Genomic DNA, 23,422 nt, shown 5'->3' with positions numbered 1-23,422 from the left:
GCGCCTTCGGCGGCAAGGCAGGGCAACCGGGCTTTCGCAGGCGAACCGCCATATCGGATCAGAGGAGACCCGCTAGATCAGAAACTCGTTCTGTTGCAGCTCCGCGCCTACGCCCACCAGGCTGATCTCCGGAATACCCAGAGGGGCAATCCCGGCACCCTCCGTGGTCGAACCGCTCACCAGGCTCTGGATCACAACGTTGTCCCCGGTGCCGCCGTCGAGCACATCGAGTCCGGCGCCACCCAGCAGCACGTCGTCGCCGGCGCCGCCGAGCAGCACGTCATTGCCGTCACCGCCGATCAGCACGTCGTCGTCATCGCCGCCATTGGCTGTGAGCTGGATGCTGCCCACCGTCAACCCCGACGCCTCGATCACGTCATCGCCGGCGAGGCCGTTGATCACGAGGCGGTCCATTGTCGGGTCGAAATTCGTGATGTTGATCCGGGCCGCAAGACCCAGCACGGAGACTCCGTTGCCATCGCCCACGACGATTATGACGTCGTCCCCCTGGGTCGCATTGACGAAGATGGTGTCCGCCTGGCCGTCGCTACCGCCGCCGAAAGCGCCGAGATCGATGTTGACTTCGGTCACGTCCGTGCCGGACAGATCGTTGACCACGATGTTGTCGGCGCCGCCCAGCGCCCTGAAATCGATCCGCTCGACGTCGTCCAGGTCCATGGTGACGTTGGCGACGTCGCGGAAGAAGCGCGCGCGGCCGCCGTTGGCGGAGATATCGATGTTTTCGCTGACGTTCGCGCCGTTGAACAGCATGGTGTCGAAGCCGGCCTGGCCTTCGAGGATGTCGTTGTCGTCGCCCGGATTCCAGACGAAGGTGTCGTCGCCCGCGCCCATGATTGCGAGGTCGTTGCCGTCTCCGCCGTTGAACAGATCGTCCCCTTCGCTGCCGAGTAGAACGTCGGCGCCGAGGCCGCCGTTCATCGTCAGTTGGACTGCGCCAGCCTCCAGACCGGTAGCATCGATGACGTCATCCCCGCCAAGACCATTGAGCGTCAACCGATCGTTCGCAACCTCCTGGCCGGAAATGTTCACCTGGCTCGGCAGACCGAAGACGGTAATTCCGCCGGCATCGCCCGCGACGCCGAACACGTCGGCGCCATTCGTGGCGTTCACCGTGACCGTGTCCGCCGCGCCGTCGCCGCCCCCGCCGGTGCCTCTCAGGTCGATGTTGATCTGAGTGACGTCCGTCCCGCTGAGATTGCCGATCACGATGTTGTCGGCACCGCCCAGCGCGTTGAAATCGATCTGTTCGACGTCGTTCAGGTCCATGGTGACGCTGCCGACGTTGCGGAAGAAGTGCACGCGGCCGCCGTTGGCGGCGATGTCGATGTTTTCGGCCGCGTTGCTGCCGTTGAACAGCATCGTGTCGAAGCCGGCCTGGCCTTCGACGGTGTCGCTCCCGTCGCCCGGATCCCACTGGAACACGTCGTTGCCGGCGCCGAGCAAGGCGACGTCGTTGCCCTGCTGGCCGTCGATGAAGTCGTCACCGTCGCCACCCAGGAGGACGTCGGCGCCCTGGCTGCCCAGGATCGTGTCGTTGCCGGCGCCGCCGTCGATCACGAGCTTGATCACGCCCGCCGGGAGGGTGGTCGCAGTGATCCCGTCGTCGCCTGCCCCGCCGTTGATGACGAGCGAATCGTTGGCGCCTTCGCTGTTGGCGATGTTAACCTGCGCCGCCAGTCCGACCACCGACGCCGATGTCCCGGCGCCGAACACGTCGATGATGTCGTTGCCGCCCGTGCCGTTCGTGACCACCGTATCGGCCTGCCCATCGCCCGCCGCTCCGCCGAGCGTTCCGGCGAGATCGATGTTGACTTCGGTCACGTCCGTGCCGGACAGATCGTTGACCACGACGTTGTCCGCGCCGCCCAGCGCCCTGAAATCGATCCGCTCGACGTCGTCCAGGTCCATGGTGATGCTGCCGACGTTGCGGAAGAAGCGCACGCGGCCGCCGTTGGCGGCAACGTCGATGTTCTCGGCCACGTTGCTGCCGTTGAACAGCATCGTGTCGAAGCCGGCCTGGCCTTCGACGGTGTCGCTGCCGTCGCCCGGATCCCACTGGAATACGTCGTTGCCGGCGCCGAGGAAGGCGACGTCGTTGCCCTGCTGGCCGTCGATGAAGTCGTCGCCGTCGCCGCCCAGGAGAACGTCGGCGCCGTTGCTGCCCAGGATCGTGTCGTCGCCGGCGCCGCCGTCGACAGTGATCTGGATGAGGCTCGCTAGATTGCCGGTTGCGGAAAACGTATCGTTACCGCCGTTCATGTTGACGACGAGATTCTCGGTCGTGCCGATATCGAGTGCGAAAGGGGCCGGGTCGAGGCGGTCGAAACGGACGCGCGATCCGTTGGCGGTTACCGTAAACACCTCGGCGCCGTTGCCGCCGTTCACTTCCGCGGTGTCGATGCCGGTTCCGCCCTCCATCAGATCGCTGTCATCGCCCGGATTCCAGATCATACGGTCGTTGCCGGCCTCGCCGAACATCTGGTCATCGCCGTCGCCGCCGGTCAGCGTATCGTTTTCAGAACCGCCGAACAGAAAGTCGACGCCGCCTTTGCCGAAGAGGACGTCGTCGCCCGCCTGCCCGAAGAGCTGGTCGCCGCCCGAGCCGCCGGTCAGCGTGTCGTTTCCCGTGCCGCCGAAAAGGTTGGCGCGGGGCAAAGCACCGTTTGTTTCGTCGAGCGTGATGGTGTCGTTTCCGCCCAGCCCAAATCCCTGAATCAGGCTCGTGTTGGCGACGGTCGCGGTACCGCCCCCGACCGGAACGGCGCCGCCATTGATGAGAATGGTTCCGGCCGCATTGCGGCTGAATTCGATCGTGTTGTCGAATGCATCACCGAGTGCCGTCAGAACCCCGGTGGAAGGTGTGAACGTTCCGGTGACCGTCTGGGTGGTGATGTCTGCGCTTGCGGTAAGAGCGAGCGGTCGGACATCTTCGGTCGACAGACCGCTCTCCGAGGGGGCTCGGAACGGTAGCTGATCCAATGCAAGCACTTCTGGTGCGGGTACCGGCTGTTTCCGGCCGAGGTTGGACATACCCATGGTTTTCTCCTTAATTATTTTTGATGATCACTCGATAACGCCGTATGAAATTTCGGTGGACTAGGGTTAAGGATTGAACGCCCCGTCCTAATCCGGCTCCATCCGAAACTTCTTATCGGGATTCGGCTCAAAATGCGGTGCCGGATCATCGTTTCGGCCCGCCTCCCGATTTCGCTCGGACTAACTCCGGCGGTACACTCACGAGAACCTGAACGGAGCCATGGCCGATCATCCCTTTCATGGCCCTGATCTCGAAGCGCTTGCCGGTTTATCCGGCCCAGCCATGACATCGCCCGCCGCACCTCCCACTGGCGCGTTGTATCGGTATTTCTCCCTCCGAGCGAGAAAGGTTCAAAAAATCCAGCGTTGCGTCGCGATTTTTTTACGAAACCCTTGTGTGGCATCCCGGTCACCCAAAAGAACCTATCGTGGCGACGAGTCCCGGCGGTCGGCGCACTGGCCGAATCAATCGCAAACGGTGGCGTTAATCGCTACCCCTTCCAATCGCAAACGTCGCTTTAATCGCGACCTTCCCCGCTTGTCTCGCCCGGCCCCAGCCAGGGGTTCGGATATCGCGCGCAGATGACTCGCAGCGCGTGTGAAGCTTGTTGGTCGAACCTTACCGAGCGCGGTTGCGCTGACTCGAACTCCGGCGGCGGAAAACGGCATAGGCCATCATGCCTGCCCCCACCAGCGCCAGTGACGGCGCCTCCGGGACGTTGTTGGTCGGTACGCGGGACCACACGGCATAGATGAAGCTTTCGGAAGTTAGGTCGTCCGAGGGGGAAACAATCAGGAGACCAGAAACGTCGTCCAACGGGCCAAACAGATTTTGTGCAAAACCCACATCGGCCAACCCGCCTACGGTGAGCCCAAAATCATAGGGCGTCAGCACCATGCAAAGAACGAAATCTGAGCACCCCGCGGTTGTATCCGGGGCGGAATCGAAGGCACCAAAGGCCCCGTCCAAAAAGACCTGGTCCAATAAGGCTTGCGAGGCGGCCAATGCCTCCCCTTCCGTCTTAAACACGAAATCGTTGCTGGAATCGCACCCGCTGAACAACCCGGCACAGGTCCCACCCTGAAATGTGACATCGTATAGCGTGGTCACGTTGTTGACGGTGACTTCGACGCCGGTGGCCCCGGTCAATATGCCGTTAGTCACCTGCAGCGTCGGTAGAGCATGCGCGCTTCCCCAGGCAAGGCACGAAGCGACTAGGCAAACGATTATCCACAGAGTTTTCATTGGTCTCACTTTCCCTAATTCTGCGCTCACGAGTGAGCATGATGGTAAACCGTCGCTACCGCCTCGGAACGACCCCCTAGCACCTTCGAAGTGCCAAGCAGGATTTAGGCCATCGCCTCCAATACTAACCGTAAGACCTTGAAATAAAACTCTTTAGAGTGCCTCGCGCCCAGCGGTTCCCTCTGTATCTTTGGGGCTCTGTAAAAAATCCTGACATGCTTGTAACAGGCCGTACACAGAAACGCCATTTGAAATTGAACGGCCGCTTAGCGGGAGAGCAGAAAAACGAAAGTTTGGACGAATCGGTTAGCGCCTCATCACTCCGCTGTTTCGCTGGACGTGTAGTCATCCTTCTCGGACGCCATGATCTAGCCCTAGTTACCGAATCAGTAACTCTGCGGATATGCTGGGGATGCGTCGCACTTCACGTCGCTGCCGCAAAATGGCCGATTTTTCCAAAGGAACCGACCGTCCACGGAGATTTGGCGACTGGCGGCTTTTGGCCGATTGTGTTGAAAAAATCATCTAAACCAGCTTATCAGCTCGAATCCGCGCAGATTTGATTTTTTCATCATCGTAGATTCAATGGGTTACGCTCGTGCTGACGCTGAAGTGAGTAGGGTTTTTGCTGCCTGAAGTCCGCGCTCGAGATTGCCATTATCGGCGCCACCGGCGGGAACAGCTGCGGCTGTACTACTAGTTGCCGCGCAAGCCAAACAGGCATTTAAGCCAGCGTTTTGCCGTCGGGGTCAGGCCAGCCTTGAGACGTTGCTCGGCCAGGCGGGGGTTGATTTGCGCCAGGGTCGGGTAGATGTGTATGGTCCCGGCGAGATCGGATACCTTCAGATTCTTGCACATTGCCAAGACGTATTCATGGATCAATTCGCCCGCCTGGGCTCCGGCGACAGCCGCGCTCAAGACACGGCTGTTATTGCTATGGCACAAAGAGCGATTTTCGACAAATGCAGTCCGTAGGATGTGCCGACCATCGGGAAGCGCCCTTCGACTCGCTCAGGACAGGCCCTTCGACTGGGCTCAGGACAGGCATCGTTCGCGATCGATGGGCTGCGCAGGCTCAGCCCATCCTATACCAGCTATCATTGGCATGATTCCACTAAGCTGCCGGAGCAATTAAGCATTTTTCACTGCTATATAGCGGCGCGCCATGGGAAACTGCCCCGCACAAGTCAAAATACAGGCCGATATGACTCATAGAGCGTTTTTCATCCCGATGTACGGCTTCGTGTCGGGCGGGAAGAACGTAGGTCGGCAATCCCTTGCCGACTTATCGGCTCGGCAAAGGATTTTGTCGGCAAGGGATTGCCGACCTACATATCGGGCTCTCTGACACCGAATCGGAAAATGTCTAGGCCGGAATAAGCCCTTCGGCTTCGCTCAGGACAGGCTCTGCGTTTCCGGCAAAGTCGTAGGTCAGCCATCCTTTGCCGGCAGCCGTGTCGGGAAGGGATTCTTGATCTACCGTACTGTTGGGCGAAATGAAAACGCGGTGGGAAACGAACGCCGTGTGCGTGGCGTAAGCAAAATAACGAAAGCTCGATCCCTTCTCCAGATTCGGATTATTTGGCCTTTCGGATAAGATATCGCATTTGACGCAAAGCAAGACGTTGGATATTTTCCATTTCCGGATTAGATATCGAATTTGAGGTCGACTTTTAGTTAGCAGTAATAAGTCATGAACGACGATAAATTATCTGAGGCCGTAAACAGATCAGGATTCCCACTACAAATCGGATTAGAACACCTGATTAACGAAACACGTGGGTCGCATGGGTGGAAAGTAATATTTTCTGAACACTCATGGAAAAATACCACAGATGGTTGTTCAGGTTTTATTGACTTAGTTCTAGAAGATCAATACGGCACTTCAGTATTAATAATTGAATCCAAAAGAGTCTTGGAAACATCTTGGATCTTCCTAATAGAAGATGAAAGGCAATTACAAAGGCGCCATGCAAAGTCTTGGCTGCTGCGCTACTTCGATAATAGGTTTACATATTTTGGATTAAAGGAACTAACTTTAGAGCCAACGACACCTCAATCACAATACTGTGTTGTCGACGGTCAAGATCCAAAAAGCAAACCAATGCTTGAAAGAGTTGGTGCTGACGTTGTCTCATCGGTTGAAGGATTTGCATATGAGGAAAAAGAACTTCATCTGAAAGATAGGGAGGCATTTCGAATGTATTTTGGCGTAATCGTAACAACAGCCAAGTTGAAGGTTTGTTCGTTTAACCCGGCCAGAATATCCATCACAGATGGGAAAATTCAAGATGCTAATTTCAAAGAGGTTCCGTATTTGCGTTTTAGAAAACAATTGGCGTCACATTATGAAGTTCCCGAGCATTATGCTGTTGGCGGCTATCGAGAGATTTCTAGTGCAAAAGAAAGCACTGTATTTGTTGTAAATGCAGAAGCACTCCCACGGTTTTTGCGGGAATTTGAAGTTGATGACAATAGCCTCAGGAGCGTAGTGTGAAACCTGCTAACAATCACATCCAGCCGACCCAAAAACCACTGCGCGGTTTTCGTTCGGCTGATGTGACGCGTTAGCCCTATAGACTCGCGACCTACCGATGATGGACATAGAGGAGTTTAAGGAGGAGTTGTCGATCTTGCTCAATCCTGAGCCAGATGAAGACGGCATGGTTCCGCTGGAATACCCCCATCCGCGCCATAGAAGGTGTCTAGAAGGTGTCAGGCTTTGGTTATTGTGCTAATACCCCATGGCCCGCGTGATCGTTTCCGACTACAAGTGATTTTGCTGGAGGACCGGGAAACCGTGCACAATTCTTTTTTCGATAGGACGCTCAAGCCATGAAGATCACGTACTTCCAGGATACGGACACCCTTTATATCGAGTTGAAGCCCGCCCAGGTTTCTGAAACGCGGGACTTGGACGAAAACACGCTGCTTGATTTAGACCAGCACGGGAATATTTGCGGGATTACGATCGAGCATGCAAAGGAGAGGGCGGATCTCCCGAGCTTTTCGTATGAGCAAGTCGCCGCTTGACTGCCTGTCCCTTTCACTTTCATGCGCCTTTCACTTGGGGGCTGAGGCTCGCCACGAACCGGGGCAGCCATTACGCTCCGGAGCTTCTCAGCGCGTAGCTTTCAATTGAATTCAGGTGTGGCAACCTCGAATCGGTGGGTTACGCGGAGCCTGTCCTGAGCCTGTCGAAGGGCCTGTCCCGAGCGGAGACTAGGGGCTAACCCGCCATCGATGGGTTTCGCTTCGCTCTACCCATCCTACGATTAATGTCCGCTTGAATGCCGAATGGAATTACAGCTGCCTCTCGTCCCGAATCCACGGGATGACCGGTTCGGACCTGTATGCGGCCAGGGCCTCCAGGAGCATTTCCGGGTCGGTATGGGCCAGCAGCCGCCTTCTGCTCTCGGGTTTCATGAAGCCCTCCGCGAGCGCCCGATCGCACAAGCTTAGGAGAGGTTCGTAGTAGCCTTCCGCATCGAGAAGTCCGATCGGCTTACGATGAAATCCAAGTTGGGCCCAGGTAAGGATTTCGAACAGCTCCTCGAAGGTTCCGAAACCTCCGGGCAGCGCGATGAAGCCATCCGCGATTTCTGCCATGCGGGCTTTGCGGGTGTGCATCGAATCTACCACTTCCAGCCGGGTAAGGCTGGTGTGTTCCACCATTCGTCCTGCCACCTCGCGGCCGATCAAAGCTTTCGGGATGATGCCGATCACCCGTCCTCCGGCCGCAAGGCAGGCACTCGACAGAATGCCCATGAGACCCACGGTCCCGCCGCCATACACCAGTTCCAAACCTTTTTCGGCCAGCAGCCGGCCCAAGGTTTCGGCAGCGATCCGGTATTCGGGGCGCTTGCCGGGGTTGGAACCGCAGAATACGCAAATGCTCTTCAAGTGATCACCTCGATGTCCAAAACAGTCGTGAAAACGGCCGTCAACGAGCAGCTGTCCGAGGCCAGGAGGCTATGGGATTCGGAACAATCTAACTTCCATATCCGCCGCCGCCGGGCGTCTCGATGACGAACGTGTCGCCCGCGTCCATGTCGGTTTCGGCCTGCGACCCGAGAATTTCCTGCTCTCCATTGGCGCGGATCACGAGGTTTCGTCCGCATGCGCCAGGGTTTCCGCCGTTGAGGCCGAACGGCGGCTGCAGGCGGCGGCTGGAGACGATTCCTGCGGTCATCGGTTGCAGAAACCGGATCTTTCGGATCACGCCGTCGCCGCCCTTATGCAAGCCCTCGCCGCCGCTGCCCCGGCGGATGGCGAAGGTTTCCAGCAGCACCGGAAGCCGCCACTCCAGTACTTCGGGATCGGTGATGCGGGAATTGGTCATATGGGTGTGCACGGCGTCCGCGCCGTCGAAACCGGCTCCGGCGCCGGCCCCGCCGCAGATGGTTTCGTAGTATTGGTAGCGCGTGTTGCCGAAGGTGAAGTTGTTCATCGTGCCCTGCGAAGCGGCCAGCACGCCCAGCGCGCCGTACAAGGCATCGACGATGTGCTGCGAGGTTTCCACGTTGCCCGCCGCGACCGCCGCGGGATAATGGGGGTTGAGCAGGGAGCCTTCGGGAATCCGGATTTCGAGCGGGCGCAGACAGCCGGCGTTCAGCGGAATATCGTCGTCCACCAGGGTGCGGAACACATACAGGACGGCCGCCTTGCACACGGCGGCAGGGGCGTTCAGATTGTCCGGCTGCTGCGGCGAGGTCCCGGTGAAATCGATGAAGGCCCGCCGGTTTTCGGAATCGACCCGGATCGCCACGCGGATGACCGCGCCCGAGTCCATCGTCACCGCGAATTCGCCGTCGGAAAGCCATGCGATGACCCGCCGCACCGCTTCTTCCGCGTTGTCCTGCACATGCCCCATGTAGCGCCGGACCGTCGCCAGCGAATAACGTTCGAGCATGCCACGCAGCGCCTGCATGCCTTTCACGTTGGCGGCGATCTGGGCGCGGAGATCCGCCAGATTCCGGTCGGGATCGCGGGCCGGATAAGGCTTTGCATTGAGCCAGTCGCGGATGGCCGATTCGCGTATGTGTCCGTTTTCGACGATCTTAAGACCCGGGCTCAGAACGCCTTCCTGATCGATGGACGTACTGCGGGGCGGCATCGAACCGGGCGTGATGCCGCCCACGTCGGCGTGATGACCGCGCGAGGCGAGATAGAAAAGGACCGATTCGCCCGTATCGTCGAACAAGGGCGTGATTACCGTAATGTCCGGTAGATGCGTACCGCCGTGATAGGGGGAATTGATGAGCCAGACGTCGCCCGGTCGCAGTTCGTCCCCGTGACCCGCGATCAGCGCCTTGACGCTCTCGTCCATGGAACCCAGATGTACCGGAATGTGCGGCGCATTGGCGACGAGTCCGCCGTTTCCGTCGAACAGCGCACAGGAGAAATCGAGGCGCTCCTTGATGTTCACCGAATGGGCGGTGTTTTGCAGCGTATAGCCCATGTCCTCGGCGACCGACATGAACAGCCGGTTGAAGATTTCGAGGCGCGCCGGATCGACCGGCTGCTCCGTTTCTTCTGCCTCCGACATGGAATTCGCACAGTCGCTTGCTTCACGAGCGCTGAGGATAAGATGGTTGCGGACGGTAATCTCGCCCTGCCAGCCGGGCTCGATGATCGTGGTCGAGTTCGGTTCGACCAGAATCGCGGGTCCTTGCAAGCGGACCCCCGGCTTCAGGTCCTCGCGCCGATAAACCGGCGCATCGTGATGGTTTCGGCCGGAATATATCCGGACCTTCGCGACCGGTTCCGGAGAAGCGTCGGGCTGTAACGGGTATTCCGGTTCTTCGATGGTTTCGTTCAAGCCGGCCAGCTCCACGGTCGCGGTGTCCACCAGCAAGGCCTTGTCGGGGTAAACGAAGCCGAAGCGCTGGCGGTGCCGTTCCTCGAACCTCGCCCGCATTTCCGCCGAATCGCCGAACGGCACGGCGAACAGGGTGTCGGTACCCTCGTACCGGAGCATGGCCAGGCGAGCCGCGACGATCCGTTCCGGCGGGACCTCCTGGGCGGAGAGCTCCGCGCGTCCTTCGGTTTCCAGTGCGTCGAGCACCGTCCGCAACTCCGGGACGGCGGCATCGTTCAACAGAGCGACGACCGCCCGTTCCTTGATGACGCGGTAATCGGCCAAACCCATGCCGTAGGCGGACAAGACGCCAGCCAGAGGATGCAGAAAAATCTTGGCGATGCCGAGCCGTTCCGCGACCTTGCAGGCGTGCTGGCCGCCGGCCGCGCCGAAGCAGCACAGGACGTAATCGGCCAGATCGTGGCCGCGCTGCACAGAGATCTTCTTGATCGCGGCGGCCATGTTTTCCACCGCCACGTCGATGAAGCCTTCCGCCACTTCTTCGGGCGAGAGCGTTTGCCCGGAGCCGGACCGGACGGTTTCCGCCAGTTCCCGGAATTTGCGCCGCACGATTTCCGTATCCAGAGGCTGATCGCCGGTCGGTCCGAACACTTTCGGAAAGAATTCCGGGCGTATCTTTCCTACCATCACATTGGCGTCGGTCACGCACAGAGGTCCGCCGCGCCGGTAGCAGGCGGGGCCCGGATTGGCACCGGCCGAATCGGGGCCGGCCCGGAAGCGAAGTCCGTCGAAACGCAGGATCGAGCCGCCGCCCGCTGCGACGGTGTGAATATTGAGGATGGGCGCCCGCAGCCGGATGCCGGCGATCTCGGTTTCCTGGCTGCGTTCGAATTCGCCGGCGTAATGGGCCACGTCGGTGGATGTGCCGCCCATGTCGAAGGTGACGATCCGATCGAAGCCGGCGAGACGGGAGACCGCCACCGCGCCGACGATGCCACCGGCGGGACCCGACAGAATGCTGTCCTTGCCCTGGAACCGGTGGGCATCCGCCAGTCCGCCGTTGGACTGCATGAAAAGCAACTTGAGCTTGTGATCTTGTTGCACTTCATGGGCTGGGCCGATGCCCAAGCCGGCGGCGACTTGATCGACATAACGGCGTAATACCGGCGACAGATAAGCATCCACCACCGTGATGTCGCCCCGCCCGATCAATTTCATGGCGGGACTCACGCGGTGGGAGAGGGAAATCTGGGTGTAGCCGATTGCCTTGGCCAGCTTTTCCAGTACGAGTTCGTGATCGGGCGTCCGCCAGGCGTGCATGAGCACGATGGCGATCGATCGGAAACCTTCCCGGTAGGCCCCGGTCAATTGTTGTTCCGCTTCGCCGAGATCCAGCGGCTCCAGCTCCGAGCCGCGGGAGTCGTGACGCCCGGTGATTTCGGCGACCTTTTGGTAAAGCGGTTCGGGGCGGCGGATATTCAGGGCGAAGATATCCGGCCGGTTCTGATAGCCGATGCGGAGGGCGTCGGCGAAGCCCCGCGTGATCGCCAGGACCGTCGGTTCGCCCTTCCTTTCCAGCAGCGCATTCGTCCCCACCGTGGTGCCCATCCGCACGGCCTGGATGTTGGCCTGTTTCAGGGTCGCATCGGGAGCCAGATCCAGAATGTCGCGGATGCCTTGCAGGGCGGCGTCGCGGTAGCGGTCCGGATTTTCCGAAAGGAGCTTGTGGGTCAACAGGAGGCCGTCCGACCGGCGGGCGACGATGTCGGTGAAGGTTCCGCCGCGATCGATCCAAAATTGCCAGGATTGCGAATGCATGATGCCGGTTATCTTGACAGCAAAAACCCTGTGGTGCCTTAATAATTGACTATTTTTCTAGGATATGTGAACCTGAATTCCCACGTATTTAGTGTGAATTTCCGGGAGTCATTCCGTGCGCTTAACGACGAAAGGCCGCTACGCCGTCACCGCCATGCTGGATCTGGCCTATCATAGCGAAAAAAGGCCGGTGACATTGACCGATATCGCCAAACGACAGCACATCTCGTTGTCCTACCTGGAGCAGTTGTTCGCGCGTTTGCGTCGGGCCGGAATGGTCGAAGGAGTGCGAGGGCCGGGCGGCGGCTATCAATTGAGCCGCGACGCCAGCCAGATCAATATCTCCGAAATCATTATCGCGGTCGACGAAACCATCGACTCGACGCGCTGCGGCGGCAAAGCCAACTGCCAGAACAATCAGCCCTGTCTCACCCATGATCTTTGGCTGGGATTGAGCGAGCAGATTCGCGACTATTTGGCCTCCATCAGCTTGCAAGACGTCTTGCAGCGCAAGAACGTGCGCCTGGTAGCAGAGCGTCAGGACAAGCAGGCGTCCGGCGTTCAGGGCATCGATATGCTGTTGCGTCGGGAAACGCATATTTAGCGTTCTGACGAAATGATCTACTTCGATCACAATGCGACCACCCCGCTGGATGAGCGGGTCTTGGATGCGATGGTGCCCTATCTGGGCGCCTTTTACGGCAATCCGTCGAGTCTTTACCGGATGGGGCGGGTCTGCCGCGGCGCGGTCGATACGGCCAGGGAGCAGGTCGCTGCCCTGGTGGGCGCGCATCCGTCCGAGGTCGTGTTTACCAGCGGCGGGACCGAAGCGAATAATTTGGCGCTAAAAGGCTTGGCCTTTTCTCGCGAGTCGGGCGTGATCGCTGCGGGCGCTACCGAGCATCCATCGGTTTCGGAGCCTTTGGAGTTCCTGAAGACCAGAGGCTGGCGGGTCGCAACCATTCCTGTGGACGGGAATGGTATGGCCGATGCGTCGTATATCGAATCTTTGCCGGCCGGCGAGCTTCGATTCGCCACCCTCATGATGGCCAACAACGAAACCGGCGTGATTCAGAATATCGCGTCCATCGCCAATTGGTTCCGCGAGCGCGGCATCGTTTTTCATTGTGACGCAGTGCAGGCGGCGGGCAAGATTCCGCTCGATTTCAAAGCCTCAGGCGCTCATCTGATGTCCCTTTCCGGGCACAAGATTTACGGTCCCAAAGGCGTGGGCGCGCTGATTCTCGACAAAACCGTCATGCTAGAACCCCTGCTGCATGGCGGCGGACAGGAGCAAGGCCTACGCGGCGGCACCGAAAACGTGGCGGCCATCGTCGGTTTCGGTAAAGCGGCGGAGTTGGCTTTGTCCGAATTGGAGGGACGACGCGCTCAGCTGCTCGGTCTGCGCAAACGGCTGGAGGTCGGTTTGGAGACGATTCCCGGAGCGATCTTGTTCGCCAAACATGCGGAGCGGCTGCCCAATACTTTGCAGTTCGGCATCGACGGTTACGACGGCGAAGCCCTGGTCATGAACCTCGATCGGCAGGGCATCGCGGTGTCCAGCGGTTCAGCTTGCGCCAGCGGCGCCGGCGAGCCGAGCCCCGTGCTCATCGCCATGGGCGTTGAGCCGGAAGTTGCCAAGAGCGCGATACGCGCAAGCTTCGGCAAGAGCAACACCGAGGCGGAAGTCGACCGTTTTCTGGAGGTCTTGAAAAACCTCGTGGGCATACCCACGTCTGAGAGCCGGGGAGCGATACCGGTGATGCCGGTCATTTAAAGATTATGCCCCGAGCGTTTATAAGCTTTTTGAATCAGCGATCCGACAGAGATTACGTATTATGTCCATTACCTTAACTGAAAAAGCGGCGGAGCAAATCGCCAAGCAATTGCAAAAACGCGGCAAAGGGGTAGGGCTTCGTCTGAGCGTGAAAAAGTCCGGCTGCACCGGTTTCGCTTATGTAGTCGATTACGCCGATGCGGTGGAGCAGGGCGATGCCGTATTCGAACAGCACGGCGTGAAAGTCGTCGTGAGAGACAGCGATCTGGCTTATCTCTCGGGCGTTCAGGTGGATTATCGCCGGGAAGGAATCAACGAAGCGTTTCGATTCGACAATCCCAACGTCAAGGCGACCTGCGGCTGCGGGGAAAGTTTCGCCGTCTAAGATTCTCTCTTCAATCGGAAGAACCGATACATCGGCATCCCGGTGATCTCGTGAGGCTAGCCGTTCACCGCCTGCTCTTGGCCGGCCGCGCCTTGGCAGTGCAATGCTGGAGCCTATCTCAGTAGGCCTTTCGTCCTGAGCGTGTCGAAGGGTTTTGTGACCTACTGGGGTAGGCTCCTAGTCGGCGAGCCGCGTCCTTTTCCTTGTCGCAACTAGCGAGCAAGATTCTGCCATACCGACAAATCCGCTCATCCGGAAGACTTGCCTGTCCCGGCCGACCTTCGAGCTAGAGCATTTTCATACCTACTGTACGGGCACTCGCGAGTAGGTCGGGAATCCCTCCCAATCGCAAACGTCGCTTTAGTCGCGACCTTCCAATCGCAAACGGCGTCTTCGGGAGCGCCGAAGCCCCCCTTCCCGACACCACGTCTCGGCCGAGCGTCTTCGTCGGCAAAGGATTGCCGACCTACAAATGCTTGAATCAATTCACCCGAGCCGAAGGCGCCAACGACGTCCGCCAAGCCGGTTTTGCCGTACGAGCGCGATGAAAACGCTCTAAGTACATTCCGCAAATATTTGCGGAATCTCGACAGATTGGCTTGATTGGCGGGGTTGTCCTGCAGGTTGCCTATGCCGCAAGACATTCCCTGAATGTACTTAGTCGACCTACCGTATCGTTCGGCTTTCGTGCGTGGGTGTTTCATCGGAAGCGAACGGTCGGACTCACGCATCTTCTACTCCGACGAATTCTGCCGTTCAGCTCGGCACCGGACATCGGTGATCGGGGACGTGTTTTCGTTTTTGCGACGTTGGTTACAAACCGACTCCCGAATCGCTGCTTAACTTCAGCGGCGAAGCCAGCGCCGGACGTTTCAGCGGCGACGGTAAAACACGTTTTCGGGAGATCTACGATGGAAAAACGATGGGGGGCAGGGAGACGATTCTGTGCCCTGGTTGGGAACACCACGGGAACATCGCGCATGCTCGTTTGCGCGCTGCTGGTTCTGAATCTTCTTGCGGCCGGCGCGGCCGACGCCTGCTCGCTCAGCTTCACGGCGCCGGCTCGCGGCAGCACGGTGGTGACGGCCCAGGTCGGTGTCGCCGGTACCGGCTCCGGGACCGCCAATCAGGGGGATGTCGGCCAGGTCACGGCCACCCTGAATGGCGTCCCGTTTTTCCAGCAGTCCGGCACCTTCACGACCCTCATCAACTTCCTCGGGTCCGGCGCCGCCTCGGTGACGCTCCAGCCCGGCCCCAACTTGTTCGAAGTCCACGGCAGCGTGAACGGCTGCAGCGCCTCGGACAGCATGGTGGTCTACTACACGCCGCCCCCGCCGCCGGCCCAAAAGAATGCGGGACAACCGCAGGCCTGCAACGGCACCAATCCCGTCAACGGTGCCACCGGCAACAAATACCAGGCGGAATCCGACTATACCGGAACTGGTCGGCTGCCGCTGGAATTCAAGCGCTATTACAACAGCGCCTACCCGGAACATCGGACCCTGGGGTTACGCTGGCGCCACAGTTACGATCGCCAGTTGGCGTTGACCGCGAACGACATTTATGTCGTGCGTCCTGACGGCCGCGCCTATCGCTTCGTCAAGATCGGCGGCGACTGGCGGCCCGACGCCGATGTCGCCGATACCCTTGCCCCGCTCAGCGAGGCCGGTACGATCACGGGCTGGCGCTATGTGCGGGGCGAGGACGATACTTCGGAATACTACGATGCCAAGGGCCGATTGACCGCGATCGTCAGCCGAGAAGGGTTGGGCCAGGATTTGGCCTACGACGGCCTGGGGCGGCTTTACCATGTGACCGATCGCCTTTCGGGCCGCCAATTGCTGTTGGCGTATGACGCGCAAAATCGGCTGAGCACCGTGACCGACCCGGCCGGCAACGTCTACACCTATCAGTATGATGTGCTCGGACGCCTCGGTACGGTTCTGTATCCGGACAGCACCCCCGAGACCCTGTCGGACAACCCGAAGCGGTTGTACACCTACGAAGATATCCGGTTCCCCTATGCCTTGACCGGGATTATCGACGAAAACGGCGAACGTTTCGCGACCTTCGCCTACGACGAACAAGGCCGCGGTATCCTCACCGAACACGCCGGCGGCGCGGATAGAATGACCCTGACCTATCAGGCCGACGGCTCCAGCACCGTGACCGATCCGCTCGGAACAGCCCGGACCTACGGGTTCCAAACCATTCTGAACGTCGCCCGCAGCACCGGTGTGACCCAGCCTTGCGGCAGCGGCTGCGGTCAGCAAGCCAGTTCGGCCAGCTATGACGCCAACGGCAACGTCGTCAGCCGCACCGACTTCAAGGGAGTCACTACCACTTATCAATACGATCTCGCCCGCAACCTCGAGACCAGCCGCACCGAAGCCGTGGGGACGCCCGAAGCCCGGACGATCACCACCGAGTGGCACCCGGCTTTCCGGCTGCCGACCCGGATCACCGAGCCGGGGCGGACCACGACTTTCGCCTACGATGCCCACGGCAACCGCCTCACCAAGACCATTACCGCGGGCGGCCAAAGCCGCACCTGGACCTACACTTATAACGACTTCGGTCAAGTCACCAGCGTCGACGGTCCCCGCACCGATGTCGGCGACGTGACGACCTTGACCTACGATGTTCAGGGCAACCTGACTTCGGTCACCAATGCCCTGGGGCACGTCACCACCTACGGCGCCTACGACGCCCACGGCCGGGTCGGTCGCATCACCGATCCCAATGGGCTCATCATCGATCTGGCCTACGACGTTCGAGGCCGGCTGATCAACCGCGCCGTGGGCGGCAAGAGCACGACGTTCGAGTATGACGGCGTCGGCCAGTTGACCAAAGTCACGCCGCCTAACGGCGCGTTTCTTGAGTACACCTACGACGCCGCCCACCGGCGGACCGATATCACCGACGCCTTAGGCAATAACATCCACACCACCTACGACCTCGCCGGCAACAAGACGAAAGAAGAGGTATTCGATCCGTCCAACACCCTGGTCCGGCAACACCAGTGGGTCTACGATACCCTCTCGCAGCTTACTCAATCCATCGGCGCCGCCGGTCAGACCACCACCTACGCCTATGACGCCAACGGCAACCGGACCAGCGTCACCGACCCCCTCAACCGGGTGACTCACTACACCTACGATGCCTTGAACCGCCGGGTCTCAGAGACTGACCCCTTAGCCGGCAGCACCGGGTACAGCTACGATGCCTTGGATCATCTTCTCGCGGTCACCGATCCCTCGAATCTCACCACCACCTACACCTATGACGGCTTTGGCGATCTCCTCCAGGAAGCGAGCCCCAACACCGGCACAGTTCTCTATAGCTACGACAGCGCCGGCAACCGGCTCACCCGACAAGATGCCACCGGTGCCACGGCGATCTCCAGCTACGATGCCCTCAACCGGCTCTTGGGCATCGACTATCCCGGTACGGTCTCGGATGTAAGCTATAGCTATGACCAGGGACCCCATGGGCTAGGCCGGTTGACCGGCCTGACCGACGGCGCTGGCGATACCGCCTACCAGTACGACGTTCGTGGCCGGCTGACGACCCAAACCGTAACGATCGATGGACTGTCGTATACCACCCGTTACGGCTACGACGACGCGGACCGTTTGGTGAGCCTGACCTACCCGTCTGGGCGGGTGATCGGTTATCCGCGGGACAACACGGGACGGATCACGGAGGTCCGGAGTACCAGTCAGGGGCAGACCGAGGTGGTAGCGACCGGCCTCAGCTATCGGCCGTTTGGTCCTCTGGCGGAGCTCACCTTCGGCAACGGTTTGATCCTGACGCGCAGCTTCGATGCCGACGGGCGCCTGACCGAGCAAACCGTGGGTACGGTGCAGCATCACGCTTACGCGTTGGACGAAGCAGACAATATCGTCGGTATCACGGACTGGCTGGACATGGGCCGCAACCAGAATTTTACCTACGATGCCCTGGACCGACTGATCGGCGCCAATGGGCGCTACGGCAGTCGCGGTTGGAGTTACGACGAGGTCGGCAACCGCCTCCTCGAAACCCGCAGCGCGGGTCAGACGGCATACCGCTATGCCCTGGATACTCATCGGCTGCTCGCGGCCGAGGGGCTGGACAACCGCAGCTTTGCTTATGACGAAGCCGGTCGCATGGTCGGCGCGGGCAGCTACCAATTCGGCTATCGTGAGGACGGCCGACTCACAACGGTCAACCAGGAGAGCCTGCCCCGGGCCGCCTACCGATACAATGGTTTGGGACAGCGCGTACAAAAAACCACCTTCCAGACTACGGGCTACCACTACGATGCGGCCGGGCACCTCATTGCCGAAAGCGGCGAAGCAGGCCAGCCCCTGCGGGAATTTGTCTATCTCGACGATCTGCCGCTGGCCTTCATCCGCTCTCCCGAGGGTCGCGAGCAGGACTTCAACCGCGACGGGGTCATCGACCGGAGCGATGTGGACATCCTACTTCAAGCCCGCAACCAGCCGGTTGGCCCCGGCGACCCCCGCGACCTCGACCGCGACCATTGGATTACCGTCCTCGACGCGCGCCGGCTGGTCTTGCGTTGCGATTACCCGACCTGTGTCGGCGGCGCCCCACCACAAAGCGAACCCGCCGTCTATTTCGTTCAGGCCGACCACCTTGCTGCGCCGAGGCTTCTGACCGATCAAAATCAGACCGTAGCCTGGTTTTGGGACTCCGATCCTTTCGGGGGCGGTCGCCCCGAGGAAGACCCGGATGGCGATCAACAGCCCCTCACACTCAACCTGCGCTTCCCGGGCCAGTACTACGACGGCGAGTCGGGGCTACACTACAACTACTTCCGCGATTACGATCCGAGCCTCGGGCGGTATCTGGAGAGCGATCCGATCGGGCTCGTGGGTGGTCTAAATACCTATGCCTATGTGGGGAATAACCCGCTGAATTACATCGATCCATTTGGGCTGGAACCCTACGCAGAGTATCCGAGTGCTCAAGCTGCTGGGGAGCAGGCCGTTAGGGATATTAATCCGCAATCAATTAAGGATGGCGTCGAATATGCCGGTAGGCTGTGTACTTATGCAAATGGAAGCTGTTTTTATACACCTCCCAATAAGGGTGGAAAAGATTGGTCATATGATGGGGTATGTCCCACTGGTACCAAAGCTGCCGGAAACTATCATACCCATGGCAGTTACGATAAAAGATATGACAACGAGAACTTCTCAGAGGATGACAAGAGAAATCTTGACAAAGATAATCTTCCAGGATTACTCGGCACTCCTCAAGGACAGATAAAAATGTATACACCGTTACCAAATAGCCCACTTCACGGCACCGTCCAAACAGTTGGGAGCGGAGCCAAATGAGTCAGCGGATAAGTCGTGTCTTTTTTATATTTTTTTTAATGGTAGCTGAAAGCTATAGCGTTATGGCGCAGGAACACTCCTATGTTCCTGATGAAGGTTTTATTCCCGACGAGATGACGGCCGTAGTCGTGGCGGAGGCGATTTTAAAACCGATATATGGTGTGGAAAATATTGATAGACAAAAACCTCTAAAAGCGGTCCTTAATAATACCGTTTGGGTAATAAAAGGAACGTTACCAGAAGGACTAATGGGTGGAGTGGCCATGATAGAAATATCAAAAAGAGATGCAAAAGTTATCCGAGTTAGTCACGGTAAATAATCTGCTCATTTAGCTCGCGTAGGGCGGAATAGGGTACTCCCGTATTCCGCCGCATGAATTCGGCCTTTATTCGGCGCAATACGCGAGTACGCTATTGCGCCCTACCGCGCTTTGGGCAGACCTAACGACTAAAGGGCAATGGGCTAATCATGTTAGGGATTATAGCGCTGATTATGGTCTTGGAATTCCTCTGTTATATGAGCGTGGTAAGGGCTTGACCAATGTCAATAGACTTTACAGTGGTGCAGGTGTCATAAAATCGTTCAAATAACCACCCCTTATAAAGCAATGGCGGTAAAGAAAGGTTTATTTTTCATAGTCCTGGGCCTAAAAACACGATATGGCCCGTGGTGGCTCGGCAGAAAGAAACTTTTCTATTATTTACCGCCATCGCTTGCCCAGCTAAAGGCGTTAGCCAAAGCGCGTAACGATATTGCTCTCAAGGAAAGTGACACAGGCAGCAGGGCGGAGAAAGACACTTTAGTATTTGACCCTATGGGGGATATTCCAGGAAAACTATTTTTATCAAAAAGTCATTTGATGACAAAGAATTCCGACGAGAAGACTTTAAAATGGATGATTGAAATTGCCACGCAACTCGGCGGACGCGTTAAAGATAACCGAAATAGGACTTATCGCTCCTGGGACGATTACTATGTTGATCCCGCGGATGAAGAGGCGGCAAGGCACAATGCAAGTCTGAGCAGTTAAAGGGTGATCGTTAAATTAGATTTTTATCCAGAGCCATATGATGCGCTGAACGAGCGAAGGGGTCAGTTCGAAGGGGTCAGACTTTGGTTATTTGCTTTTAATTTTGAATCAGTCCACCTCCCTGCGGGAAGCAGCGACGCGTATCGCGCCGGGGGGCGTCGGTGAATCTCTGAAAGCGGGTTATGCTCTGCTAACCCACCCGCGCCGTGGATACTCCGTTGGCGCGGTCATGGAAGTCAAACAACGAAAGCCTGCGCCCTTCTCCTGTCGATTTGGGAATGATAATGATAAGTTTCCAGGGTGGCCGGAGTTCTGGCCCGGCGAGTTGAGTCTTCAACTTCGGGTGGATTATCGCCGGGAGGGGATCAACGGAGCGTTTCGCTTCGACAATCCCGACGTCAAGGCGACCTGCGGTTGCGGGGAAGGTTTCGCGGTCTAAAGGCCGGCTTCAATCTGCCGTGCGACGCCATGATGCTGCTCATGGCGTTTGAAAACGGGTTCAAGGGCCGGTATTTCTTATCATCGGCTCAATTTTCCAGTAAAATCCCAATGTTTTATCTGCCCGTATCTGGGCGGCGAACGTTTTTCCGAAAGCCGAGAACGCTCGGTTTTCATTCACTACACAACACCGGCGAATCCGAATCAAGGAGATCCAATGGCGGTCGAACGCACCTTGTCCATCATCAAACCCGACGCTGTAGCCAAGAACGTGATCGGCGAAATTTACAGCCGCTTCGAGAAAGCGGGGCTCAAAATCGTCGCGGCTAAAATGCTGCATCTTTCCCGCGAGCAAGCGGAGGGATTTTATGCGGTCCACAAGGCAAGGCCGTTCTTCAACGATCTGGTAAATTTCATGATCACCGGTCCCGTGATGGTGCAGGTTCTGGAAGGCGAGAATGCCATCGGCAAGAACCGCGAAATCATGGGCGCCACCAATCCCAAGGAAGCCGCACCCGGCACCATCCGTGCCGATTTTGCCGTCAGCATCGACGAAAACGCGGTGCATGGTTCCGACGGACCGGATACGGCGGCACAGGAAATCGCATTTTTCTTCAAAGAGAATGAGCTCTGCCCCCGCACCCGTTAATTCCGGCGAAAAGCTGAATCTCCTCGGCCTAGACCGGAAGGCGATGGAAGCCTTCTTCGTCGAGATCGGGGAAAAACCTTTTCGTGCGACGCAGTTGCTGCAATGGATACATCAGCGCGGCGTCGCCGATTTCTCGGCGATGACCAATTTGAGCAAGTCGCTGCGGACGCGGCTGGCCGAACGTTGCGAAATCCGCGTGCCGGAGATCGCCTATGCGCAGAAATCCTCGGACGGCACCTGCAAATGGTTGCTGCAACTGGATGACCAAAACCGCATCGAGACCGTCTTCATTCCCGAAGACGGGCGCGGCACCTTGTGCGTATCGTCCCAAGTGGGTTGCGCTCTGGAATGCTCGTTCTGTTCCACGGCGCGGCAGGGCTTCAATCGCAACCTGAGCGCCGCCGAGATCATCAGCCAGCTCTGGGTGGCGCGGCGCGAACTCGGCGAAGGCCGGGTGACCAACGTGGTCCTCATGGGCATGGGCGAGCCGCTCCTCAACTTCAACAATGTTGTCGCCGCCACCAGCCTGATGCTGGACGATTTCGCCTACGGGCTCTCCAAGCGCCGGGTGACGCTCAGCACCTCAGGCATCGTTCCGGCTCTGGACAGGCTGGCCGAAGTGTCCGATATCGCGCTCGCCGTCTCCCTGCACGCGCCGGACGACGAATTGCGCAACGAATTGGTGCCGATCAACCGCAAGTACCCGATCAAGGAGCTTCTGGCAGCCTGCAAGCGCTATGTCGGGCGGGAAAATCGCCGCAAAGTGACCTTCGAATACGTGATGCTCGACGGCATCAACGATACGCCCGCGCACGCCAGGGCCTTGATTCGCCTCTTGAGTCACGTGCCATCCAAGGTCAACCTGATTCCGTTCAACCCGTTTCCGGGTTCCAATTACCGGTGCTCCGGTCCGGAAACCATACGCCGGTTCAGCGACATGCTGCACGCCGCCGGATTGATCGCCACGACCCGCAAAACCCGCGGCGACGACATCGACGCGGCCTGCGGCCAGCTGGTGGGGCGGGTGAACGACCGGACGCGCAGGCACCACCGCTTACAGGTTGTACAGTCATGAAATTCCGGGTTTTGATCGGTCCGATAGTGTGTGTGGCGCTCGCGGCCTGTGGATCGTCGAAGACGCACAATACCCGTCCTAACGATCCCTACGGCTCGCTCAGCCAATCCGACATTTATGTTCGAAAGGGCATCCAATACATGGAAGCGGGCAACTACGAGGTGGCCCTACAGGATCTGACCAAGGCCGCCGAACTGGACGGACGAAACAGCGAGGCCTACAACGCGCTGGCGGTGCTCTATCAGCGGCTGGATCAGCCGGCCGACGCCGAGCGCGAGTTCAAGAAGGCCTTGTCGGCGAATTCCGAAAACTTCGGCGTCCGCAACAACTACGGCCGGTTTTTGTGCGGGCAGGGCCGGTACGCCGAAGCCATGAGCCAGTTCCGGGAAGTCATCGGTTCGAAGCTCTATAACTCGCCCTGGATCGCGCTCACCAATGCCGGGATTTGCGCCCGGTCGGCAGGTCAAAATGGGGAAGCCGAGCAGTATCTGCGTCAGGCGCTGGAATACGATCCCCGCTTTGCGCCGGCGTTGATCGAGATGGCCGAGCTGAGCCGCGAAACCGGTCAGGGCATGTCTGCGCGCGCGTTTTTGGAGCGCTATCACGCAGTGGCGGAACCGGATCCGAGATCGCTTTGGATCGGCGTCGAGACCGAAGCCGGTCTCGGCAATTTCCATGCAGCCAGAGACTATGCGAAAACCCTGCGGTCGAAATTTCCAAATACCAAGGAAGCCGTGCAGGCCAAGCGCTACATTTCGGTAGACTGACTCCCGC

General features: G+C 58.7%; 17 protein-coding genes. 12 read left to right on the top strand and 5 right to left on the bottom strand.

The annotated features are described in order from the left end of the window. Window positions 1–72 precede the first annotated feature (72 nt). The 3 genes from JOD69_RS10655 to JOD69_RS10645 form a co-directional block, all read right to left on the bottom strand. The gene (locus tag JOD69_RS10655; RefSeq protein WP_205780998.1) at window positions 73–3,057 is read right to left on the bottom strand and encodes a hypothetical protein; all 2,985 of its coding nucleotides are present in this window, start codon (window positions 3,055–3,057) and stop codon (window positions 73–75) included. 619 nt (window positions 3,058–3,676) lie between these two features. Beyond that, on the bottom strand, window positions 3,677–4,303 hold the full coding sequence (locus JOD69_RS10650; protein ID WP_086133844.1) for a PEP-CTERM sorting domain-containing protein: 627 nt from the start codon (window positions 4,301–4,303) through the stop codon (window positions 3,677–3,679). 696 nt (window positions 4,304–4,999) lie between these two features. Then, on the bottom strand, window positions 5,000–5,248 hold the full coding sequence (locus tag JOD69_RS10645; RefSeq protein ID WP_156881065.1) for a hypothetical protein: 249 nt from the start codon (window positions 5,246–5,248) through the stop codon (window positions 5,000–5,002). Window positions 5,249–5,996: 748 nt separating this feature from the next. On the opposite strand from JOD69_RS10645, the gene JOD69_RS10640 reads away from it, so the two are divergent. Continuing rightward, window positions 5,997–6,800, top strand: coding sequence for a hypothetical protein (locus JOD69_RS10640; protein ID WP_139841044.1), 804 nt, complete (start codon window positions 5,997–5,999; stop codon window positions 6,798–6,800). 338 nt (window positions 6,801–7,138) lie between these two features. Continuing rightward, entirely contained in the window at window positions 7,139–7,336 is a 198-nt protein-coding gene (locus tag JOD69_RS10635) for a DUF2283 domain-containing protein (protein ID WP_086133842.1), read from the top strand. A 270-nt stretch (window positions 7,337–7,606) separates the two neighbouring features. Here JOD69_RS10635 and JOD69_RS10630 read toward each other — a convergent pair whose 3' ends face one another. Then, window positions 7,607–8,206, bottom strand: coding sequence for a TIGR00730 family Rossman fold protein (locus JOD69_RS10630; RefSeq protein ID WP_086133841.1), 600 nt, complete (start codon window positions 8,204–8,206; stop codon window positions 7,607–7,609). Window positions 8,207–8,294: 88 nt separating this feature from the next. Beyond that, on the bottom strand, window positions 8,295–11,942 hold the full coding sequence (locus JOD69_RS10625) for a hydantoinase B/oxoprolinase family protein (RefSeq protein WP_086133840.1): 3,648 nt from the start codon (window positions 11,940–11,942) through the stop codon (window positions 8,295–8,297). 115 nt (window positions 11,943–12,057) lie between these two features. Here JOD69_RS10625 and iscR point away from each other — a divergent pair, with 115 nt between their 5' ends. The 10 genes from iscR (at window position 12,058) to pilW (ending at window position 23,415) form a co-directional block, all read left to right on the top strand. Beyond that, window positions 12,058–12,546 (top strand): Fe-S cluster assembly transcriptional regulator IscR, encoded by a 489-nt coding sequence (iscR, locus tag JOD69_RS10620; protein WP_077731523.1) that lies wholly within the window; start codon window positions 12,058–12,060, stop codon window positions 12,544–12,546. A gap of 12 nt (window positions 12,547–12,558) precedes the next feature. Beyond that, entirely contained in the window at window positions 12,559–13,719 is a 1,161-nt protein-coding gene (locus tag JOD69_RS10615) for a cysteine desulfurase family protein (RefSeq protein WP_086133839.1), read from the top strand. Window positions 13,720–13,780: 61 nt separating this feature from the next. Continuing rightward, complete coding sequence (locus JOD69_RS10610) at window positions 13,781–14,104, top strand: iron-sulfur cluster assembly accessory protein (RefSeq protein WP_077731521.1); 324 nt, start codon at window positions 13,781–13,783, stop codon at window positions 14,102–14,104. A 911-nt stretch (window positions 14,105–15,015) separates the two neighbouring features. Beyond that, window positions 15,016–19,455, top strand: coding sequence for an RHS repeat-associated core domain-containing protein (locus JOD69_RS10605; protein WP_086133837.1), 4,440 nt, complete (start codon window positions 15,016–15,018; stop codon window positions 19,453–19,455). Further along, window positions 19,452–19,775, top strand: a complete 324-nt coding sequence (locus JOD69_RS10600; RefSeq protein WP_086133836.1) for a YbbC/YhhH family protein — start codon at window positions 19,452–19,454, stop codon at window positions 19,773–19,775. Before JOD69_RS10605 ends, JOD69_RS10600 begins: the two co-directional genes overlap by 4 nt. Window positions 19,776–20,063: 288 nt before the next feature. After that, window positions 20,064–20,486, top strand: coding sequence for a hypothetical protein (locus JOD69_RS10595; RefSeq protein WP_086134939.1), 423 nt, complete (start codon window positions 20,064–20,066; stop codon window positions 20,484–20,486). Window positions 20,487–20,589: 103 nt separating this feature from the next. Continuing rightward, the gene (locus JOD69_RS24635) at window positions 20,590–20,925 is read left to right on the top strand and encodes a hypothetical protein (protein WP_245245549.1); all 336 of its coding nucleotides are present in this window, start codon (window positions 20,590–20,592) and stop codon (window positions 20,923–20,925) included. 216 nt (window positions 20,926–21,141) lie between these two features. Continuing rightward, complete coding sequence (gene ndk / locus JOD69_RS10585; protein WP_086134938.1) at window positions 21,142–21,573, top strand: nucleoside-diphosphate kinase; 432 nt, start codon at window positions 21,142–21,144, stop codon at window positions 21,571–21,573. Then, window positions 21,548–22,648: a 23S rRNA (adenine(2503)-C(2))-methyltransferase RlmN gene (gene rlmN, locus JOD69_RS10580; protein WP_086134937.1), complete on the top strand. Its 1,101-nt coding sequence runs from the start codon at window positions 21,548–21,550 to the stop codon at window positions 22,646–22,648. Before ndk ends, rlmN begins: the two co-directional genes overlap by 26 nt. Beyond that, window positions 22,645–23,415, top strand: coding sequence for a type IV pilus biogenesis/stability protein PilW (pilW, locus tag JOD69_RS10575; RefSeq protein ID WP_077731513.1), 771 nt, complete (start codon window positions 22,645–22,647; stop codon window positions 23,413–23,415). The genes rlmN and pilW overlap by 4 nt, the downstream gene beginning before the upstream one ends. The last annotated feature ends 7 nt before the right edge of the window (window positions 23,416–23,422 follow it).

Source organism: Methylocaldum sp. RMAD-M (assembly GCF_017832375.1).
Classification (GTDB): Bacteria; Pseudomonadota; Gammaproteobacteria; order Methylococcales; family Methylococcaceae; genus Methylocaldum.
The sequence above is the reverse complement of the archived record's forward strand: the minus strand, read 5'-3'. Positions and strand labels throughout refer to the sequence as shown.

What these genes read in the sequence shown, in the direction of transcription:
- JOD69_RS10655 (WP_205780998.1), bottom strand. Translation starts at nt 3,057, where the DNA reads ATGGGTATGTCCAACCTCGGCCGGAAACAGCCGGTACCCGCACCAGAA.
- JOD69_RS10615 (WP_086133839.1), top strand. Translation starts at nt 12,559, where the DNA reads ATGATCTACTTCGATCACAATGCGACCACCCCGCTGGATGAGCGGGTC.
- JOD69_RS10640 (WP_139841044.1), top strand. Translation starts at nt 5,997, where the DNA reads ATGAACGACGATAAATTATCTGAGGCCGTAAACAGATCAGGATTCCCA.
- JOD69_RS10625 (WP_086133840.1), bottom strand. Translation starts at nt 11,942, where the DNA reads ATGCATTCGCAATCCTGGCAATTTTGGATCGATCGCGGCGGAACCTTC.
- JOD69_RS10600 (WP_086133836.1), top strand. Translation starts at nt 19,452, where the DNA reads ATGAGTCAGCGGATAAGTCGTGTCTTTTTTATATTTTTTTTAATGGTA.
- rlmN (WP_086134937.1), top strand. Translation starts at nt 21,548, where the DNA reads ATGAGCTCTGCCCCCGCACCCGTTAATTCCGGCGAAAAGCTGAATCTC.
- pilW (WP_077731513.1), top strand. Translation starts at nt 22,645, where the DNA reads ATGAAATTCCGGGTTTTGATCGGTCCGATAGTGTGTGTGGCGCTCGCG.
- JOD69_RS10610 (WP_077731521.1), top strand. Translation starts at nt 13,781, where the DNA reads ATGTCCATTACCTTAACTGAAAAAGCGGCGGAGCAAATCGCCAAGCAA.
- JOD69_RS10595 (WP_086134939.1), top strand. Translation starts at nt 20,064, where the DNA reads ATGGCGGTAAAGAAAGGTTTATTTTTCATAGTCCTGGGCCTAAAAACA.
- JOD69_RS10635 (WP_086133842.1), top strand. Translation starts at nt 7,139, where the DNA reads ATGAAGATCACGTACTTCCAGGATACGGACACCCTTTATATCGAGTTG.
- ndk (WP_086134938.1), top strand. Translation starts at nt 21,142, where the DNA reads ATGGCGGTCGAACGCACCTTGTCCATCATCAAACCCGACGCTGTAGCC.
- JOD69_RS10605 (WP_086133837.1), top strand. Translation starts at nt 15,016, where the DNA reads ATGGAAAAACGATGGGGGGCAGGGAGACGATTCTGTGCCCTGGTTGGG.
- JOD69_RS10650 (WP_086133844.1), bottom strand. Translation starts at nt 4,303, where the DNA reads ATGAAAACTCTGTGGATAATCGTTTGCCTAGTCGCTTCGTGCCTTGCC.